General features: G+C 65.0%; 14 protein-coding genes and 1 tRNA gene. 7 read left to right on the top strand and 8 right to left on the bottom strand.

What is annotated here, in order from left to right:
- Positions 1-48: 48 nt before the first annotated feature.
- Positions 49-594: a transglycosylase family protein gene (locus ABEA50_RS30625; RefSeq protein WP_345499950.1), complete on the bottom strand. Its 546-nt coding sequence runs from the start codon at positions 592-594 to the stop codon at positions 49-51.
- A 578-nt stretch (positions 595-1,172) separates the two neighbouring features.
- Between ABEA50_RS30625 and ABEA50_RS30620 the strand changes: the two genes are divergently transcribed.
- The 4 genes from ABEA50_RS30620 (at position 1,173) to ABEA50_RS30605 (ending at position 5,355) form a co-directional block, all read left to right on the top strand.
- Positions 1,173-1,246 (top strand) — tRNA-Met (locus tag ABEA50_RS30620).
- Between the two features lie 347 nt (positions 1,247-1,593).
- The gene (locus ABEA50_RS30615) at positions 1,594-2,610 is read left to right on the top strand and encodes an HNH endonuclease (protein WP_345499949.1); all 1,017 of its coding nucleotides are present in this window, start codon (positions 1,594-1,596) and stop codon (positions 2,608-2,610) included.
- Between the two features lie 974 nt (positions 2,611-3,584).
- A complete protein-coding gene (locus ABEA50_RS30610) occupies positions 3,585-4,193 on the top strand; it encodes a hypothetical protein (protein WP_345499948.1) in 609 nt (202 codons plus the stop codon).
- A complete protein-coding gene (locus ABEA50_RS30605; RefSeq protein WP_345499947.1) occupies positions 4,180-5,355 on the top strand; it encodes an ImmA/IrrE family metallo-endopeptidase in 1,176 nt (391 codons plus the stop codon). Before ABEA50_RS30610 ends, ABEA50_RS30605 begins: the two co-directional genes overlap by 14 nt.
- A 281-nt stretch (positions 5,356-5,636) precedes the next feature.
- On the opposite strand, the gene ABEA50_RS30600 is transcribed toward ABEA50_RS30605, so the two are convergent.
- The gene (locus ABEA50_RS30600; RefSeq protein WP_345499946.1) at positions 5,637-6,761 is read right to left on the bottom strand and encodes a PucR family transcriptional regulator; all 1,125 of its coding nucleotides are present in this window, start codon (positions 6,759-6,761) and stop codon (positions 5,637-5,639) included.
- Positions 6,762-6,991: 230 nt separating this feature from the next.
- Here ABEA50_RS30600 and ABEA50_RS30595 point away from each other — a divergent pair, with 230 nt between their 5' ends.
- The 3 genes from ABEA50_RS30595 to ABEA50_RS30585 all read left to right on the top strand — a co-directional run bounded on the left by ABEA50_RS30595 (position 6,992) and on the right by ABEA50_RS30585 (position 10,559).
- Entirely contained in the window at positions 6,992-8,209 is a 1,218-nt protein-coding gene (locus ABEA50_RS30595; RefSeq protein ID WP_345499945.1) for an esterase/lipase family protein, read from the top strand.
- Positions 8,210-8,434: 225 nt separating this feature from the next.
- Complete coding sequence (locus ABEA50_RS30590; RefSeq protein ID WP_345499944.1) at positions 8,435-9,064, top strand: TetR/AcrR family transcriptional regulator; 630 nt, start codon at positions 8,435-8,437, stop codon at positions 9,062-9,064.
- A gap of 124 nt (positions 9,065-9,188) precedes the next feature.
- Positions 9,189-10,559: an ABC1 kinase family protein gene (locus ABEA50_RS30585; RefSeq protein ID WP_345499942.1), complete on the top strand. Its 1,371-nt coding sequence runs from the start codon at positions 9,189-9,191 to the stop codon at positions 10,557-10,559.
- Positions 10,560-10,574: 15 nt separating this feature from the next.
- Here ABEA50_RS30585 and ABEA50_RS30580 read toward each other — a convergent pair whose 3' ends face one another.
- The 6 genes from ABEA50_RS30580 to ABEA50_RS30555 form a co-directional block, all read right to left on the bottom strand.
- Positions 10,575-11,789: a PucR family transcriptional regulator gene (locus ABEA50_RS30580; RefSeq protein ID WP_345499941.1), complete on the bottom strand. Its 1,215-nt coding sequence runs from the start codon at positions 11,787-11,789 to the stop codon at positions 10,575-10,577.
- A 364-nt stretch (positions 11,790-12,153) separates the two neighbouring features.
- Positions 12,154-12,984, bottom strand: a complete 831-nt coding sequence (locus tag ABEA50_RS30575; RefSeq protein ID WP_345499939.1) for a nitroreductase family protein — start codon at positions 12,982-12,984, stop codon at positions 12,154-12,156.
- 48 nt (positions 12,985-13,032) lie between these two features.
- Positions 13,033-14,220 (bottom strand): questin oxidase family protein, encoded by a 1,188-nt coding sequence (locus tag ABEA50_RS30570; RefSeq protein WP_345499937.1) that lies wholly within the window; start codon positions 14,218-14,220, stop codon positions 13,033-13,035.
- Complete coding sequence (locus ABEA50_RS30565; protein WP_345499935.1) at positions 14,177-15,442, bottom strand: MFS transporter; 1,266 nt, start codon at positions 15,440-15,442, stop codon at positions 14,177-14,179. Before ABEA50_RS30565 ends, ABEA50_RS30570 begins: the two co-directional genes overlap by 44 nt.
- Positions 15,442-15,672, bottom strand: a complete 231-nt coding sequence (locus tag ABEA50_RS30560; protein WP_345499933.1) for a tautomerase family protein — start codon at positions 15,670-15,672, stop codon at positions 15,442-15,444. The genes ABEA50_RS30565 and ABEA50_RS30560 overlap by 1 nt, the downstream gene beginning before the upstream one ends.
- A gap of 2 nt (positions 15,673-15,674) precedes the next feature.
- Complete coding sequence (locus tag ABEA50_RS30555; protein WP_345499932.1) at positions 15,675-19,490, bottom strand: non-ribosomal peptide synthetase; 3,816 nt, start codon at positions 19,488-19,490, stop codon at positions 15,675-15,677.
- Positions 19,491-19,493 lie beyond the last annotated feature (3 nt).

Here is a 19,493-nt window from a genome sequence, read left to right as displayed (position 1 = left end):
GTCGCTATCACACTGTGATAGCGACGCCGTCGGCGTTTTCGGCGAAGATCAGCGGCCGAGCGTGTCGATCAATCCGCTGTTCTGCTCGACCAGGCGCTCGTACTGCTCGCCGAGGCCGTTCTGTTCGGCCAGCTGGCTGCCCGCGGCCTTCGCGCGGTCGATGAGCGTCTGGGTGTCGGGTCGGTCCTTGGCTTCGGGAGCGGTCTCGGGCTGCTCCTGGACCTCGGGGATTGTCTCGGGCTCGGAGGCGCCCTGGCGCAGGTACTGGCCGCACACGGGCCATGCGCTCGCGCCCTGCGAGGCGAGAACGTTCTCCGCGACTCGAATCTGCTCCTGCTTGCTGGCGCCGTGCGCGGAGCCGTCGCCGCCGTTGGCGGCCCATGTGCCCTGCGAGAATTGCAGGCCACCGTAGTAACCGTTTCCGGTGTTGGTTCCCCAGTTGCCGCCGCTTTCGCACTGGGCTACGCCGTCCCAGTCGTGCGTGGGCGCCGCGGTGGCGGTGGAGGTGGAGAGTGCGAACGGGACGGCAACAAGTGCGCCGGTGACGGCGGCGAAGCCGAGGGCGCGAGTGCTGAACTTCCGGTTCTCAGTCATGGATGGATTCCCTCCCTGCGTTCGCCGACTCGAGGCTGCGGCTACTGCCGCTGGCGACGAGAACCCTGCCCCCAGGTCGTCGGGGATGCTCTGGGCCGCGGGACAGGGTTGACGGTGCTCGGCGGCCCGAGTCGGAGCCCCGGAATGATCAGGGCCCCGCAGTGACGGTAATGAAGAAATCTATGCTGATCACGTCTTGATAACGCCGGAATTGCATGAAGCGAATAACTCGAACGGTGCCATTAATGCAGGCCCGAAACGGTGTACACACGGTAAACGCGGTAGGCGATATGCCATCGTTATGTGTTCGACATCACTACGATATAGTGGTGTATGGCACGTTTATGCGCCTCCGCCCGCCCATATCGCCGGAATTTCGGGACGTTCGACGGGTGTTGACTGCCCGATATTTCGGTCAATTGATCAACTGTGCTGCGACCATGATGGAACCTATACCCGTTGGGCTCGGACGAATCTCGATCCGTGACATTCGCCGTCGCGGACGGATGACGCAAAAACCAACCTTCACCTGGGGATTTGGCGTCCCCGTGCACCGTGTGTAAGGTTGTGTTCACCGCCGCGGGGTGGAGCAGCTCGGTAGCTCGCTGGGCTCATAACCCAGAGGTCGCAGGTTCAAATCCTGTCCCCGCTACTAAGGGGAAATGGCCCCGGAACCACTGGTTCCGGGGCCATTTCTCGTTGGTTTGGCATCACGTTTGGCATCGTTAGCCAAACTAAGTGTCACTGGTGCTGTGGTGTCCCGTCCAGTAGGTGCGCGGCGGCGATGGCAGCGTCGTCTTCGTCCATGCCGGGCAGGACGTGTTGGTAGGTCTTCATGGTGAATGCCACGCCGGTGTGTCCCGCGCGTTGGCTGACGATCTTGGGGTTGATCCCGGTGCCGCTTACCGCAGGCAGTCATCGCTTCTCCCTTCTTTGTCGGGCGCTGCTGCTATCGTCACCGACTACGCTTGCAGCGAGTGGGGTTCGGGGAGAGGCGATATGGCGCAAGTAATCGGGGTCCTGATAGTTCTCGGACTGATTCTGTTGGTCATCGGGTGGGTGGCCGCGAACTGGCTACCGATCGCAGCGGCCGCTGCCGTCGTGCTCGGGACGTGGGGCCTAGCGCTACTGGTTCGACATATACGCATGATGCGGTACTTCGCAAGCGACGATTTTCTAGCCCACAAGGTCGCAATCGCATCCTTCGTCGCTGAGCACAACGAGCTGGCCCAGTACGTCGGTGAGATTGGCAGGCGGGGCACGTTCGCGCTCGGTGGGTCGGTCACTGGCGCGCAGGCGCACCTAGCGACTTTCCAGAACGCCAGCCGGCACAGGTACCGGCGCGACCGCAACATCGCCACCTATCAGACGCCGTTCGTGCACAACTGCTCATTGCAGGTTGTCCGCAACGCGAGCGCCGATCCCATCAAGTACGTCATGAAGTACTTCAATATCAAAGCCACCGAGACCGGCTTGGCCGACGTCGAGAACCTAGGTGACGGCATAATTCGCCTAGAAGATGCCATCACCAACCTCGGGCAGCGCGAAGTCAGCATCACCCAGTCGGTCAACCCGCCCAAGTTCATCATGAAGCACTACGCAGACGAATTCATGAAGCGCGTCGGGGCCGAGTTGTCGCCGATCACAGTGCCTTACCCGGTGTACATGTTCGAGTACGTCAGTGCCGGTGGAAACAGCTCGCAGCGCTCAACTGTCACTCTCAATCGAGAAACGATTGACGCGATGATCGAGACGATGTCGGCGAAGATCAAGTTCCGTAGAAGCGCGGCGGGCCAGCGAGCGTTGATGACCTCGAGGCTGCGGACAACGATCAAGGAGCGTGACAACTTCACTTGTCGGTACTGCTCTATCTCGCTCTCAGTTGAACCTCACCTACTGCTCGAGGTAGACCACATCGTGCCGGTGTCCAAGGGTGGGCTGACCACGCACGACAACCTTCAGACCCTGTGCTGGCGGTGCAACCGTACAAAGTCGAACAAGATTATCGCCAGCTGATCATGGGCCTCCGATATCGTTTTTCAACGCAGAGTTGCGATTTCAGGTGAGACGAGACGCGACTCACCTGAGAGCACAAGAATCGACGTGCAAAGGGGGCCATCGGAATGGCATCGCAAGAGGTTCACTCAGCAGAAAACTGCCCGGGAACTGGGCAGGGCGGCATCTTGGACTTCAACGCACCCGGCGATGAGTGGTACGTCAAGTGCCCTGTCTGTGGCATGAAGTGGATGGGCGGAAGTGCCTCCAGCGTCGAGCCGCACCGGGATTGGAGGAATCGTTGACCCGCCTCCCTACTTCGGCACCTTGACGAACCAGGCCATCGACACCCCTCGCGACCGCGGGCGCGAGCGGCACGGCCATCGGTGCGATCACCGAAGTGGCCGTCGCCCTCTGCAAGGGCTGGTCGGCGCTGTGCGATAGCCAAGACGGTTCATCAGCCATACTGTCTCTTCCCGTCCGTAGGCCTCCACAACCGTGAGATACCGCTCAACGCAGTGGGTTCGATGCTGACGCACCAGAGTGACCCGCGCCTACGACGATCAAAATACCCGCCCTCTGTGCTAACCCGCAGCGAAGAGGCAAACCGCACTGGACAACCCATTTCCCCCTGTGCGAGCGGGCGTTGCTGCAGGTCATCCGCCGGGCCCTGACCGGTCAGTTGAGTTCGGCATCAACACGCCGACTTGCCGATTGTGAAAATTTCATGCGATCAAATAAAGTGTTGAGTGCATAATGACGTCGTGCATTGAAGCGCGACGTCGATGCAGAACCGAAGGGGCGGCATGAGATTTATAGGACGGTCCGACTGGGCGGCTGACGCTTTCGGAGAGCACGTCGAGGTATTGCGAGAGCGTATCCCCACCGCGCTCGCCAACGCTCACAGGCGAGCACGCGCCAGTCACGATGCAGCGCGGTCGATGACGCTCCGCGTCTATGGAACGACATTGTGGGAGTGTCAGCACGAGGAGCTGGTGGCAGCCGTGATGTCGATCGCTGGGGCGAGGGTGGCAAGGTTCGGTAGCTACGAGCTTCCGGTGCTGGCCGATAAGGTGTTTTTCCCGCTGAGGTACGCGGATCGGTCCGGTGTCCCGGTGGAGCGCGCTGGTCTTCCTCTACCGGTCTCCGAGCAGCGAGAGAGACTGTTCGGCGCGCACGCGACAGAGGTCGAACGGCCACAGCCGTACCTGGATGAGTCGTGGGCCGATTTCGACCTGCCTGAGCATTTTGAAGCGTTCCCCCAACTCGGGGATGGCACGGAGCTGATCGTGGTCGCCTACGCCTGCAACTTGGAAGCTGGCCTTTTGAATATCGAGTGGGGGCGAGCCGAGCACCTCGGCGGTGGTGAACTGTTGTGGGGCGAGCACACACCGCTACCACTGATTTCGGCAGGATCGCCTGGTATCACAGCACTTAACGACAACCTGAACGCGACTGGACAAGGCGTGCCACGGTTCGACGCGGCTGAGGAACCTGGACTGATCTTCGGATCGCGCACCTCTGGCGATAGAGAGTTGGACACGCCTCCGCAGACCGAGCGCCGCCCCGACGAGGCCCGCATACAGGACAATGACCAAGACTGACCAACCACCGCTCTTCCCGTCGGGCAAGTCATCGGCGCCGACGCCGGTCGACGTCGCGAGTGCGTTCGACCCGGCCCGGTTGACCCAAGCACGTCAGCTCAAGGGGCTGACCAAGAAGGACGTAGCGGACGATCTGCGGGTTACCCCAGCCGCCGTCGGCCAGTACGAGGCGGGAGTAGCACGTCCTCGCCCGGACGTGCTACTGCGCCTTGCTGAGGTGCTAGGCGTGTCAGTTGCGTTCTTCGCCTCCGGGCGACCCAACGCGCAACTGGATGCTTCCGGCACTCACTTTCGAAGCTTGCGATCGACGCGGATGTTCCAGCGCGACAAAGCAGTCGCGTTCGCCTCTCAAGTGTGGGAGTTGACTCACGCGCTGGAGCGATGGGTAGAACTACCCATCGTGGATCTGCCAGGTTTCGCAGGCGGAGAGGTCATGTCGACAACCACTTCGATACCTGACCCCGTTCAGGCCGCCCAGCAACTGCGTGGGTACTGGGGGCTTGGGAAGGGACCGATCGCCCACCTGGTTCGTTTGATGGAGTCACGGGGCATCGTGGTGGCGATGCTGCCGTTCGAGCGCGCCGAAGCCGCACGTATCGCAGCGTTTTCCACATCTCGATTACCTCGACCGCTGATTGTATTGACCCCGGACCGCGCTGACGATGTCTACTGGTATCGGTTCAGCGCCGCGCATGAACTCGGCCACCTGGTTCTGCATGGCGACACCGCACCCGGTGATCAACAGAACGAGCGAGAAGCCGACGCGTTCGCGGCGGAATTCCTTACCCCGCGCGCCAGCATCGCGCCGGAGCTTCCGTCCCGCGTGGACTTCACCGTGCTGGCACGATTGCAAACCGCATGGGGGGTGTCAGCGAAATCATTGCTCTATCGCTGCCGCGAGCTCGGCCTGTTTTCTGCTCCCACAGCCAGTCGCGCCTACCAGCACCTTAACCAGCTCAAAGCTCAGGGGATGTTCCTGGACGAACCCATTGCGCGTTATCCCGGTGAGAAGCCCGTGCTGTTGGCGCAAGCCTTCGAGTTGGCGACACGCCATGGGGCGAGTCTCGCAGGTCTTGCGTCCGAACTTGCCTGGTCGGTTGAACGTGTCCACGAGCTTCTAGGTGTGCAAGCCGATCGCCCGATACTTCGGTTGGTGCCGTAACGATGCGTACAGCGATACCCGTTGGGGCCGGGCAACGGTATCGCGAACGGCGTCACAATTCTGCCCGCCGCGGACGGAAACCGTCACAACGGTGTCCGGGGTCCATATGCAGCACACTGAATACGCCACGGCCCCCACGCCGTACGTTGCGGGCACGGTGGTCGAGGAGTGAGATCGGGTGCGGAGACCCGCGTGTGGGACTTGGTGCGAGCGGCCTTGTCTCGACCGGCCCGGTGGGCAGGATGTCGATTCCTCGCGGCGCCGTGGGTGCCGGGCATGGGTTACGTCGGTACTGCGGGGCGGGTGATTTCCGAGATGTCCGCGTTGGCGGTCGTGGCGAAAGCGCGGGCGGTGAGTGCGGAGTAGAGGCTCCACAGGCCGCTCGGGGTGGAGGTGTCGATTCCGGTGAGCTGGCCGATTCTCCTGATGCGGTAGTCGACGGATTTGGTGTGGATGCGCAGCATTTTCGCGGTTTGTTGACGGCTGCGGTTGTTCGCGAAATAGCAACGGAGGGTTTCGATCAGCTCCGGGTGCCCGGCGAGCGGGTCGAGTAGGGCGGTGAGTGCGTCTCGTCCCGGGCCGGGACGCGCGAGTTGGTATTCCAGCGCCAAGTCCTCGAAACGGTGAATTCCCTGTGTTCGGCCAAGTCGCAGCACCATGTTCAGCAACTCGTGCACCTGTTTCGCGGCGGTTGGAATCAGTCGGGTATGCGCACGTGCCACCGTGGCGGCGATCGAGATTTCCGCCGCATCGCCGAGTTGCTTTATCAGGGCGTCGATGTCGTCGTCGGTATGGGTCGGCAGCGGGACGAGGATGGTGCCGCCGCCGATATCCAGCAGCGACAACACGTTTCGGCCGCACCGACGGGTGAGTTCGGTGCGCACGCGACGCAATCGCCGTTGCGCGGCGACACCGGCGTAAGGAGTCGGTGGGTGATCCTGCGCGTCCAGCGGGAGTGCGATCGCCAGCACGAAGTAGTCGTCGGCGACGGTGATTCCCTGTTCCCGTGCCGCGGTGTTGCTGGCGCAACCGCTCAGGATGGCGCTGGTCAGCGCGTCCGTCGCGGCGTGCGGTCGCTCCGCCGCCGCGCACAGTTCGCTGGTGTAGGCGAGGGAGATCGTCGAGGTAATTCGGTCCAGAATGTCCACAACGACGTGCGGGTCGTCGAGTGCGCTGGTGCTCGATGTGGCGCCTTTGGCAGTAATTCCGGCTTTCATCCCGACGTGCGCGCTGTGCAGCACGATATCGACCGGTGTCCCTTCCTGCGCGCACGCGTCGGCGGCCGCTTGCAATAACCGGGTCTTGTCCGGAAGTGCGGCGCCGTGGGATATCTCGTTCGCGATGTCCAGGCATATTCGCGTGATCGTGGCGAGGTTGTCTTGTGCCGTGGTTGCGCGGTCGGCCACCATTCACGTCCTTCATCGGGATACGTCGATCGGTCATCAGACGATAAGCGCGGCGGACCCGCCCGAAGTAGGGATATCGGCTTGTGAGTACTCCGGTCGTGCCACCGGCGGGGTTTGTGACCTCTCCAGACCCCCTCGCCAGCAGGTCTTTTCGGACGAAATGCGAATTAGCGTGAGCCCGAATTCGCAGCGGCACCTGCCGTTGACGTTCTCGGTGAGAAGGATTTTCGATGAGACGAACGATGCGTGGCGCGTCGACAAAGTTCGCGGTTGCCGCGGCGGTCGCGGCACTGACCGTGGGGTTTGTCGGCGTCACCGCCTCGGCGGCGCCCGACTCGACCCCGGCTGATCAGGCGCAGGAGCAGCAGCTCGGTGACTACATCGCCTCGGGTCTGCACGGTGCGCCGGTAGTGGATTCCGGCAGTGCCGGTTCCGGCTCGGCGTGTACCTCCGGCAGTGGCGCCGGTTCCGGAAACGGGTCGGGTGACTGCTACGGCGGCTCGGGCAGCAGCTCCGGGTCTTCCGGCGGATTCGCCAGTGACACAGTGGGTTACGGCCCACCGCAGACGTCGTTCCTCGGCGGCTTCGCCTATAGCCTGACCTCCCCCGACGCGGCTCCGCCCGGAACCAACGACTGGAACTGCAAGCCGAGCCCCGAGCATCCGCGTCCGGTGGTGTTGGTGCACGGTACCTGGAGCAACGCCTACGATGCGTTCTCCTTCATGAGCCAGCCGATCAAGGACGCGGGCTTCTGCACCTTCACCTTCAACTTCGGCCGGGCCAACCCGATCGAGGGCGGCGGTGTCGGTTCGGTGCTGCCCGGCGTGAACGGCACCGGCTACATTCAGGACTCGGCCAAGCAGCTGAGTACCTTCGTCGACCGCGTTCTCGTCGCGACCGGCTCGCCCGACGTCGACATCGTGGCGCATTCGCAGGGCGGCCCCATGGCGAACTGGTACGCCAAGTACGAAGGCGGGGCGGCCAAGGTGCAGAACCTGATCACCCTCGGTGCCACCAATCACGGCACCTCGCTCGCCGGTATCGGTGCGCTGGGTCGCGCGGTGAACAACCTCGGTATCGATATCCTCGGCTTCATCGAGATCCCGGTGGGTCACGCCGGTATCCAGCAGACGATCGGGTCGGATTTCATCAACAAGCTCAACGAGGGCGGTGATACCGCCTCCGGTGTCGACTACACGGTCATCGGTACGCGCTACGACGAAATCACCAACCCCTACGATCTGACGTTCCTGCAGGCGGGTCCCGGTGCGACGGTGAACAACGTGACGCTGCAGGACGGCTGCGAGCAGGACGTGTCCGACCACCTGACGATGATGTATTCGCCACGGGCACTGTCGATCGCGTTGCACGCGCTCGACCCGACCGGGCACCCGAATCTGGCGTGCACGTTCAACCCCTGGCTGATCGGCGGTGGCGGCCAGCTCTAGCAGGGAATCGCCCGCCGGAACGTCGAGTCGAGAAGACGCGTCCGGCGGGCATTTTCGTGTGTGGCGGAGGATGGACACCGACGGTGACGCGACGTGATGGAAAAGTGAGCGGTGGTGCGAGCCCGTCGCCTTCGACGGCGCAATAGCACAGTTCCGGCCCTAATCCGTGACGTCGAAGCTAAAATGAGTAACGCTCATTATCAGTGCAGATAGTTAGGAAGCGCGATGCCGTCGAAGGCAGTTGCCCAGCGCCGCCGTCCCACGCAGGAGCGAGCGAAGGCCACCAGGGAACACATACTCGACACCGCGGCCAGATTGTTCGGTGAGCGTGGCATCGCCAACACCTCGACGAACCGGATTGCCGCGGAAGCGGGATTGAGTATCGGCACGGTGTATCGGTATTTCTCCGACCGCACCGTCATCGTCGAGGAGTTGCTCGAACGCTTACTCGTCGAGGTGGAGCGCAGGTTCACCGAGCGGGTCTTCGACCTCGCGAAGAAGTCCGTCGAGCAGATGGCCAACGAGGTCCTGACGGCGATCTGCGAGGAGTTGGTCGCCAATGCCGAGTTGGTGCGCGCACTGGTGGCTGGCGTGCAGTTCTACAACAGCGGCATCCCCGAGTTCGAACCGCGCCTGCGGCTGCTGGTCAAGGTGCTGCTGATCCAAACCCTCGGCCCCGGTGACGATCACGAGTACGACGTGATGACCTTCGTCTTTCTCAATACCGGTTTCGCGGCGGTGTTGCGCGCGTCGGCGGCGGGCGTGGACAGCCACGATCGGGAGGAGGCGATCAGCATGACCGCCAGGATGATCGGGGCCTGGATCGAGACGGAGAGCAAGGCTGCGGCCGCATGACCGATCTGCCGATGCCTGGTCGTCGGTGTGGTCGTCCGAAGGGGTCGACGGGGGAAGGGTGAGCAGCGCAGAATGCGGTGGCGCACGGCATGCGCTGCGTCGGTGTTCCACGGAGGTAGAGACGGTGGCAGGTCGAATTCCCACAGGCCGATTCGCACGCGGAAGCCGACTGGGTCGAGTGGCCGCCGGGCAGGCTGTGCGTGGCGTCGGCAATCGCCTGTTCACTCTCGGACGCTCTGAGGCCGTGCGCGAGGCACTGGCCCAGCGCTCCACCCTGCAAACCGCGCAGCAATTGGTCACCGTGCTCGGCGGCATGAAGGGCGGGGCGATGAAGCTCGGCCAAATGTTGTCGGTGCTCGACGTCGATCTCATTCCCGAGGCGCATCGCGAACAGTTCCGCGTTCAGCTCGCCGCACTGCGCGACCACGCGCCGACGACGCCGTTCGCGACGATGCGGCAGGTGATCGAAGGCGACCTCGGGCCGTTGCCGAAGGTTTTCGCCGAATTCGACGAAACTCCGATCGCGGCGGCATCGATCGGTCAGGTATATCGCGCGCGGCTGCATGACGGTCGCGCGGTCGCGGTGAAGGCGCAGTACCCCGGTGTCGCCGAGGCGACGCATGCCGATCTGCGCAATCTCGCGCTTTTCAGCAAGCTGTGGAAATCAGCGCTACCGAGCGCGGCCGACAATGCGGTCTTGAGTGAGGTCACCCGGAATATCGGGGACGAATTGGACTATCTGCGGGAGGCCCGCAGTCAGCATCGGGTCGCGTCGCGCTATCGCGGTCATCCTTTTATCATGGTGCCCGACAGCATCGAAGAATATTGTGGGCCGAATGTTCTCGTGACCGAATTCGTCGAGGGTTATCCATTCAGTCGGCTTCAGGATCTTCCTGACGCGGAGCGAAATCGCTTCGGCGAGCTGATCTATCGTTTCTATATCAGCTCCTTGTTCTCCGACAACGAGTTCTGCGGCGACCCGCACCCCGGCAATATCCTGTTCGCGGCGGACGGGCGGCTGGCCATGGTGGACTTCGGGCTCTACCACCACATGGAGCCCGAGCACGTCGACTTCGAGCGGACCTGTTTGCGGGCCGCGGGTGAATATCGGGCCGACGACCTGCATGAGCTCTGGTCCGCGCGCGGCATCATCGACCCGACTGCCGGGGTCGACACGCAGGAATGCCTGGAGTACGTGTGGGCCGCGACCGGCTGGCATCTGCTCGATGAGGAGATCACGATCACCCCCGAATTCGCCACCGGCGCACTGGTCCTCGCCCTCGACCCGAGAGCCGCCGAGTTCCGGGGCATGCGCCATCAGCTACTTCCCGCCGAGCACGTGTTCTCCCGGCGCGCCGATCTGTTCACCTTCGCCGTGCTCGGTCAGCTGCGGGCCACCAATAATTGGCATCGGATCGCGCGCGAATGGCTCTACGGCGAGCCCGCGACCACCGAGATAGGTCGCGCGCTCGAACGCTGGCGAGCAGGCTTGTGACACCGGATGTTCCGGTCATCGAAAGCTTCGCGCGACCAATGCTGAACGGAGGTACCACAGGCCAGCGGTCTGTGTAGCGTCGTGGCCGGTGATATAGCCGATCCGCTTGAGTCGGTAGTCCACGGTGTTGGTGTGAATATTCAGCATGCGTGCGGTGCGTTGCCGGTTGACGTTGTTGCTGATGTGCAGGCGTAGCGTTTCCAGCAGTTCCGGGTGTTCGTCCAGGGGGTCGAGCACCGAGGACAAGCGTTCGCGGCCGGGGCCGGGTCGGGTGAGCTGGTATTCCAGCGCCATTTCGCTGAAGCGGTAGAGGCCGGGCACGCACTCGAGACGCTGCACCATGTCGAGTAATTCGTGGGCGCGCTTGGCGGCGTTCGGAATATCGATCGACGGCGTGCTCACGACGGCGGCGGTGATCGGTGTCTGGGCGGCGGCCGACAGCGCCGCGAGCAGCGCTTCGAGGTCGAGCCCCGCCGTCGGGGGGTTGGGGACCATCAGCGTGCCGCCGTGCACGCTGAGTAGGGCCAGCGATTCGCCTCGGCAACGAACGGCCAGCTCGGCTTGGACCCGACGCAGCTTGCGCCGTGCGACGACGGTGGCGTCGACCAGCGGGCTCCTCTCCTCGGGATGCGCCGGAATCGACACGGCGAGAACGGAATACGAAGCCGCGATGTCGATTCCACATTCGCGTGCCATCAGCGAGGTCGGGTAACCGCCGAGCAATGCGGAGGCCAGGGTGTGCACGGCCGAGTGGTGTTCGCTGACGACCGCTTTGTGCTCGCGGATATAGGCGTGCGACACCGTCGAGGTGAGCGTCCTGAGTATCTCGACCACGAGTCGAGCTGCGCTGACCACGGAGTCGTGGTCCTCGCCGGTGGATTGCGACATGATCAGATCCACGCCGACGCCGACGCCTTCGTGGATGGCTTGCAGGATCGTGTCGATCGGCACGCCTTCGCGGGCCCATCCCGCCGCGGCGGCGGCGAGCTTGTCGGTCTTCTTCGGAATGTCTTGGCCGTCCAGCATGCTGACCGCCAGCTCGAGACATATCCGCGTGATGGCGGTGACGTCTCCGTCGATCGCCTCGCCCGGCAGTGTCGCGCACGGGACAACGTTGTCGATGAAATGGCCGACGAGTGTGCGCGAGAACGCGCGAACATCGTGCAGCGGTGTCGACATGGGCTTTCCGGAGAGCGTGAGTGCGGGTCGCAGCGCATCGCGTGCTGTCATTGTCAGCTCCTTCCATCCGGCGCCACCGAGGTTCCTGTTCGGCGGGAACGAGGGTGGCGCTCAGCGCGGGAAGCCGGTGCGTCGGAGGTGAATTCCGGCGCGGCGACCTCACGGCTCCTCAACTGTAAGGTGATCGCTCGCTCACCTACTACTTCCTTTCGAGCGCGCTTGTCGACGCCGAGGAAAGAGGGGCTGACCTGGTGAGATGGCGGGGCAGGTCGGAGGAGGGGGAGTGCGAGGGTCGAGCATTGTCCACGGGGGCTCACTTTTGTGAGTGCGGGCGCCACGGCACGACAACGGCCGGGAACCCGAGGTTCCCGGCCGTTGTCGCGATCGCGTCGCCCGCGTCAGCGTGGCGCGCTGATCACCGCAGTTCGAAGCCTTGATTGTGAAAGGTCTGCCGGATGCCTTGGCGTCCGTGCAGGCTCTCCTTGGTCGAAATGCGCCACGCCAGTCGGTTCTTCACCCAGTCGGCGGGCAGTTCTTGCTCGCGGTAGTAGCCGTTGATGCGGTCCAGGTACTCCTGGGTGTCCTCGTCATCGGGTGGTGAGTAGGTGTTGCGGTGGGCGACGACGCCTTGGCTGTAGCGCGGTTTGATGTCGGCGGGGTCGGTGGGGTCGGGTATGCCGACCGCAAGGCCGAAGACCGGGAAGGTCCACTCGGGGAGTTGGAGCACGTCGATGACGTCGTCGATGTTGTTGCGCAGCGCGCCGACGAAGGTGATGCCGTACCCCAGTGATTCGGCGGCGACGGCGGCGTTCTGTGCCGAGAGCGTGACGTCGACGATGCTGGAGATCGTGCTGTCGAGATAGGACGTGGCTTCCACGGTGTGGCCGTGCTGGCGCGCCATGGCGATATTGCGTGACCAGTCGGCCACCCACACGAAGAACACCGAGGCGTCCTCGATGAGCTGTTGGCCACCGGCGAGTTCGGCAAGGCGCGCGCGGATCTGCGGGTCATCGATCACGACGACACTGGTGAACTGGAAGTTGGCGGAGGTGGAGGCCGATTGTGCCGCGGCGATGATCAATCCGAGTTCGGTCGCACTGATCTCGCCCGGCAGGAAATGACGTGCGGTTCGATGCCGCAGCAGCACGTCCAGGGTCGGGTTCGCGAACTCACCAGCGTCCGGTGCCGAGGCGCCGTACCGCTTGATCAATTGCTCGCGCAATGCCTCCGAAATCACTTCACTCACAGCTGCATTCCTGTCTTTGGTTCGAAAATGGTTCGCCCGCAACCGGTATCACTCGTTCGGTGGTTCCTCGAAGCTCGGCGGCAGGTCCGGTGTCCTGGTGAACTGCGCGGCGGCGTGTCGGTAGGCGGGCCACCGGTCCTCGTTCCACCACGCGCGCAGGACGAAGACGAGCTTGGGGTTGTGTTCCTCGTCCTCCAACCACGCGCGCCGCGCGGTCACGTCGAATTCCGCCGCGGCGAAGGGTGATCGGTCGGCCTCGGCGTTCCCGAACAGGCTGTCGAGTTCCTCGAGCTTGGCCGTGGTGGGGATCTTGCGTTCGGCGGCGACGATGACGCGCAGACCGGTCGCGAACAGGTCGTAGACGGTGTTTTCCGCAGTCGGATCGTCGAGGGTGTCGGCGATGACCTCCAGCGCGAACAGCGATGTGATCAGGTGCAGCACAACGAAGTCACCGGGCGAGGCGAGGTAGAGCAGCGTGACGGCGCGACGCAGGGCACGTCGGGAGGCGGCGGCGTCGGCGCCCGCGATCCACGCGGGACGGGCGGTCAAGTCCGGGATACCGCTGTGCGCGATCGATGCGACCCGCGCTTGCAGGCCGGAGCGGTTGAGCTCCGGGTGCAGTTCGGTCACCGAATTGGTGTCGGTGATCACCGCCTCGACACGGTCGTGAAAAGCCTGATCCTTGCTCCACGCGTCGCTGAGCCGGCGCAGCGTCGAGAGCGGCTCCGGGTCGGTGGTTTGCCCCCGTTCGGCGTCTTCCAGGTGTACGGGGACGAACGAGAATGCCAGGTAGGCAAGGGCTTCGGCGGTCATGGCGGGATGATCGGACCAGATCGCCCAGCCGAGATGGATCGTGGCGTGGGTGAAGGCGCCGATCCAGCCGCGCAGGAGTTCCGGCGCGTACTTCGCCACCGCGCCCCGGCTGCCCAGGTGCGCGATCTGTTCGTCGAAGAAGCGGGTGTACGCGCTGAAATGCGCACGCTTGCCGAGGAACTCACGCCAATTGTCTTCCTCGATCGAGACCGACGACGTGCGCTGTGGTTCGACAGGGAAGCCGTAGGGGGTGAGCGTGCAATAGGACTTGTAGTAGTCGCGAATCACCTGTTCGGGTGCGCCGATTCCGGCCAGCGCGACCACGGCGTGCTTGACGTGATTGGTCAGGTGACCGTTGAACTCGATGTGGTGGGTGCGGTCACCGAGTAGATCCGAGACGTGTGCCACGACTGTCGTCGGCATTGCCCGGCCTCCCTTCGTCGGATGTGGATGGGGTGCGGCGATCGAGGGTCGCCGCGAGGACCGCTTGCCCGAGCGCCACGACGAGCAGGACCGTCAACGGCAATGTCCAGCTGTCGGCGATCTGGCGGAACAGTCCGATCGCGTAGGGGCCGATCGCGGCGATCAGGTAGCCGACGCCTTGCACCGCGCTGGACAGGCGCAGCGCCGCGTGCGGGGAATCCGCACGCACCGTGATGACCGTCAGCGCCAGGGAGAACACCGAGAGTCCGACGCCGAGGATCAGCGACCACACCAGCGGCGCCGCCCCCGGAGCGAGCAGAAACCCGAGGATCCCCGCGACGCCGCACAGGCTGAATCCCGCCAGCCAGCGTGCCGGGTGCGCCGACCTGACCACCAGCGGTGGCACCACCAGGCTGACGGGCACGCCGACACAGGTCAGCAGGCCGAGATAGCCGCCGGCTGCCGAGGTTCCGACTCCCGCGTCGTGCAGCACCGACGGCAACCAGCCGATGACGACGAACGCGACCAGTGCCTGTAATCCGAAGAAGATCGCGAGGCCGACCGCCGAGGTGTCGCGCAGGATCGTGATCGGGTTGGTGGACGCCGAGTCCGACGTGGCCGGCGTGGTCGTCTCGGGCGCGGGTGCGCGCCACAGCGCGCCGATGCCGATCGGTGTCAGCACGGCCCACAGCGCCAGTGCCCACTGCCAGCCGCCGACCGCGTCGGCCAGCGGCACCACACTGGCGAAACCGAGTGCGGCACCGGCCTGCAGCGCCGTGGTGAACGTGGTGACGAGGGGTCCGGTGCTGCCGCTTGCGCGGATGAACGCGGGTAGCAGCACGGTGATGAGACCGACGCCGATCGCGGCTGTGCAGGTGGTGAGCACGAACACCGGCAGTCCGGACCACGGTCGCAGCAGCAGGCTCACACCGGTGATCGCCAGTGCGACGAACAATCCGGTGCGCACGGAGAAGCGGGCGAGGATGCGCGGTGTCGCCAAACTCACCAGCGCGAAGCAGATCACCGGGGCCGCGGTGATGACTCCGCCCGCGCGCGCTCCCGCACCGAAATGCGCGGTGATGGCCGCCAATTCGGGGCCGACGGTGGTGACGCCCGGCCGAATGTTCAGCGCGATCGCGGCGGTGACCGCGATCAGGCCGATCAGGCGCAGGCGTGCGTCGCGGAGATCTCGAGGTTCGGTGCCGCTGTGGTCGAGGGCCATCAGTAGTCCGGCCGACGCAGCAGCGGGGCGGCGTCGGTCCGTTCTCTGATCCGTGGCCGATACACCTGCTCGTTCCACCGGTCGACCGGCACACTCTCCAGGCCGATCGAAACCACCCCCTTGTCGACTTCGAAGGCGCGAGTGATCGCGGTGGTGATCTCCGCATCGAGGCGGCGAGCGGCCTCGTCGGACAGTTCGGCGGGGAAGTGCCAGATCTCTACGTGCGGCATGCTCAGACCAACTCCCGATTCCTGGTGTGTGCCAATACTGTTCGTTCCAGCACCGCGGCGGCGATATCGAGTGCGCCCGCGGTGACGATCTCGTAGTGGTGATAGGGCAGATTGCTCACCGGGCCGACGCGTGGGCGCAGCGGTGCGGGTGGAATGTCGGCGAACGACGGTCCGTCGCCGCGGGCACGGAGAAATAAGCTGCGGTCCAGCAGATCTTGGTCGACGCCGCTGCGCTCGGCGCGGAAGCGATAGGTGTGTTCCACCACGGCCACGATCCGGTCGACGGTCGCGCGGGCGAACCCGGTCTCGTTGGCGGCGATCAGGTCGATGAACTCGTCGCGAACGGTGACCTTCGTGTCGAGTTCGATCCCGTAAGCCGGGTCGACGCGGCCGCTGAACACGGAGGCGAGTACGCGTTTGAAGTACCGGTTGCGGTAGCTCACCTCCTCGGTATTCGCGTTGATCCCTGCCAGCACCGGGGATCCCGGTGCGATCAACACGAGTTGTTCGACCTCGCGGCCCGCCGCGGTGAGGCGTTGCGCTACTTCGGCGGCGACCCTGGCTCCGAACGAGTAGCCGACGATCCGCAGTGGCCCTGAGCGTCCTAGTCCGAGCAGTTCGTCGACGTCGTCGGCGACCAACTCGTCCAGACGGTGATGGGGGTGCTCGCCGGCGTTGATGCCGCGTGCCTGCACGCCGTAGACCGCGTGTCCGTGTTCGGCGAGTTCGCCCGCCAACGTGCGCAGGCTCATGGGGTAGCCGCCGAGGCCCGGCCACAGCACCGTGGTCGCCGCCTCGCCGTCACCGGCGAGGCGCAGCAGGCGGGAAGGATGTGTCGCCGAGCCGGATGGTGATTGCACACGGACGGTTTCCTCGGCCAGTTGGCGCGGGGTCGGCGCGCGGAAGATCGACTGCACCGGCAGCTCGACGCCGAGTCGCTCGTTGAGCGCCCGGATCAGCCGCAGCGCCGACATCGAGTTGCCGCCGTTGGCGAAGAAGTCGTCTTCGCGGTAGACCGGTCGGTAGTCGAGCACACGCGCCCACACCTGCGCGACCTCGGATTCGCGGCCTGGTTTCGGTGGGTCTTCGATTCGCGAGGTGCGATCGGCCAGTTCGGTGGCGATCCGAACGAGCTCGGTGCGGTCCTGTTTCCCGTTGCTGGAGTGCGGGATTCGGTCGAGGACCTGAATGGTGGGCGGCACCATGTAGTGCGGGAGCACGGTGCGTAGGTCGTCTTTGAGTAGCTCCTCGGGTCCCCGCATGTGCACGGCGTCCTCGGCCATGCCGGTCGAACCGAGTTGCTCGGCGGTGACCGGGCCCGCGAGCGCGAAGTAACTGAGTGTGCCCGGGCGGTCGGCGATTTCGCCGATCCGTCGCGCGGAAGGCAGATCGCGACCGGTGAGCGAGGAGTACCCGGCCGACATGAAGCCGAGGCCGGTGCGGGTGCCGATCTGTTGTAGGTGGGCCAGTGTGCGACCCAGTGCGGTGAATCCTGCCCATCCTGCGCTGCGTCCGACGAGCAGCAGCACACCGAACGGCGCCTGATCGTAGGAGCGTTGGTTGATGGCGATCACGTGTCGTCGTTCGATCTTCTGCTCGGTGCGCGGGATCAGACCCGACGGCGTGTAGGTGTAGAGGCCGTGGCGTGCGCCTTCGACGGCGCCCTGTACCTGGACGAGCACGCTCACCTCGGTGTCGTCGTGTTCGACACGGGCCTCGGTGTTTTCGGCGCCGGTGGTGTTCGAGAGCGCGACGCTCGCGGTGACAACGCCGTCGGTGACGCCTTCGACGGCCCCGGTCGCGCCGGTCAGCACCCGCCATCCGTACTCGGCGGCGACCTCGTCGAGCACGCCGAGGATGTGTCCGGCCTCGAAGTGCAATACCTCGCGCACGTTGGTGGCGTACACCGATTCGATCGCCTCGGGAACGCCGACCAGGTGTAGCCGCACCCCGGAGCGGGTGGCCGCGCCGACCCGAAACAGCGAGTGCCGCAGCGGATGGAAGTAGTACGTGCCCGCCGCGAGTCCGGGAACGCCGTCGGTCTCCAGGTAGATCTGGGTGGCGTTCAGCGCACCGGGTGAGGCGTAGGAGTACTTGGGTAGCAGCCGTTCTCGACTGTGAAAGGGCCCGAACCAGCGGAGCAGGGAGCCGAGTCGCGCTGCGGTCAGCGCCTCGACCCGCGCCGGATCGACGGCGGGTCGAGAATCGCCTGGCACGAGGTCGAGCGCGGAACGGATCACCGACAGGTCGATCGGCCGTTCGGCGAAGGTGCGATAGGTCTTGCGGGCGAATACGCGTCGGCGCTGGTCGGCGTCGGGTTCGGCCCCGGCCAAGGTGAATTCCGGTTCGTCGGCGCATACGCGCACCGCGAGATCGGCCAGCTGCGCCGACACCTGGAGATGGGTGGACTTGGACCGGTGGTGGCGCGCGTCGCGGCCCTGGTCCATCAGCGGCGCCTCGTCGGGGTCGAGTTCGACGAACCCCGCCAATCTGGTGACGCCGCGCTCGGAGGTCACCGGGACGACCGCCGCCGCGCGTACCCAGTGATGTGCCTCGATGCTGACGCGCACCTCATTGGTTTCCACCCGGTGGCCGTTGACCTTCACCTGTTCGTCGTTGCGGCCGACGAATTCGAGTACCCCATCGCCGCGTCGCCGCACCAGATCGCCGGTGCGGTACATGCGCCTGGTGTGCGCGCCGTCGGGGAATTCGACGAATCGCCGCGCGGTGACCTCGGGCAACCCGAGATACCCTGCGGCGACCTGGACGCCGCCGACGAGCAGTTCGCCGACGGTGTCGTCGGCGACCGGTCGGCCGGATTCGTCGACGACCACGCTCGTGCACCCGCGCACCGCGCGGCCGATCGGCACGGTCGCGGTGCCGGTGAGGGCGGCGTCGGTGAAGTCGAACCAGGTGGCGTTGATGGTGGTTTCGGTGGGGCCGTACAGGTTGATCTTGCGTGGTCCCGGCAGCGCGGAACGCAGTCGCTCGGCCAGCGGGACGGATAAGGCCTCGCCGCCGCTGACTACCGTGTGCAGTGTGCCCGCGGCGGCGAGTTCGGGTGCGGCGACCAGTTCCGCCCACATGGTCGGCACGCATTGCAGGATCGTGATCGCTTCGCGCCGCACGTATTCCACGAGATCTTCGGGACTGGTGTGGGTACCGGCCGGTGCGACGACGATGGTCGCGCCGCACGCGTTGGCCAGCAGTTCCCACTGTGCGGCATCGAATCCGACGGGGGTCTTCAACAGGATGCGAGAACCGGGTCCGAGGCCGAGTTCGTCGGCGAGCCAGCTCATCTGGTTGGTGATCGCGTGGTGGGCGATCACCACACCCTTCGGGGTTCCGGTCGTGCCGGAGGTGTAGATCGTGTAGGCCGAGGCCGGTCCCGGCGGGTGCGGCGGCAACTCGGTGGCGCGGTCGGCGACGGCGTCGACGCGCACCGTCCGTACCCGTGCGGGCAGGATGCGGCGGGCGGTGGCGTCGCTGTCGCCGTCGGTGATCACCACCCGCAACCCACTGTCGGCGGCCATATAGGACAGCCGCTCGGCCGGATAGTCCACCGAGAGCGGCACATACGACGCACTGGCGCGCAGAATCGCCCAGACGGCCCCGATCAGGTCGACCGAAGGGTGCAGGAAGACGCCGACGTGGTCACCGGCGGACACGCCCGCCTCGCGCAGTGCCGCCGCGCCGGACCGCGCGCGCTCGTGCAGTTCGCGGTAGCTCAGTGCCCGAGAATCATCAACGCAGGCAATACTTTCCGGATGTCGCCGAACCTGAGTCTCGAGCAGGTCGAGCAGATTTCGCGCTGCCATCTC

Origin of the sequence: Nocardia callitridis (assembly GCF_039543305.1) — a bacterium.
Taxonomy (GTDB): Bacteria; Actinomycetota; Actinomycetes; order Mycobacteriales; family Mycobacteriaceae; genus Nocardia; species Nocardia callitridis.
Note: the sequence above shows the minus strand (reverse complement) of the source record. Positions and strands in the feature narration are given on the sequence as shown.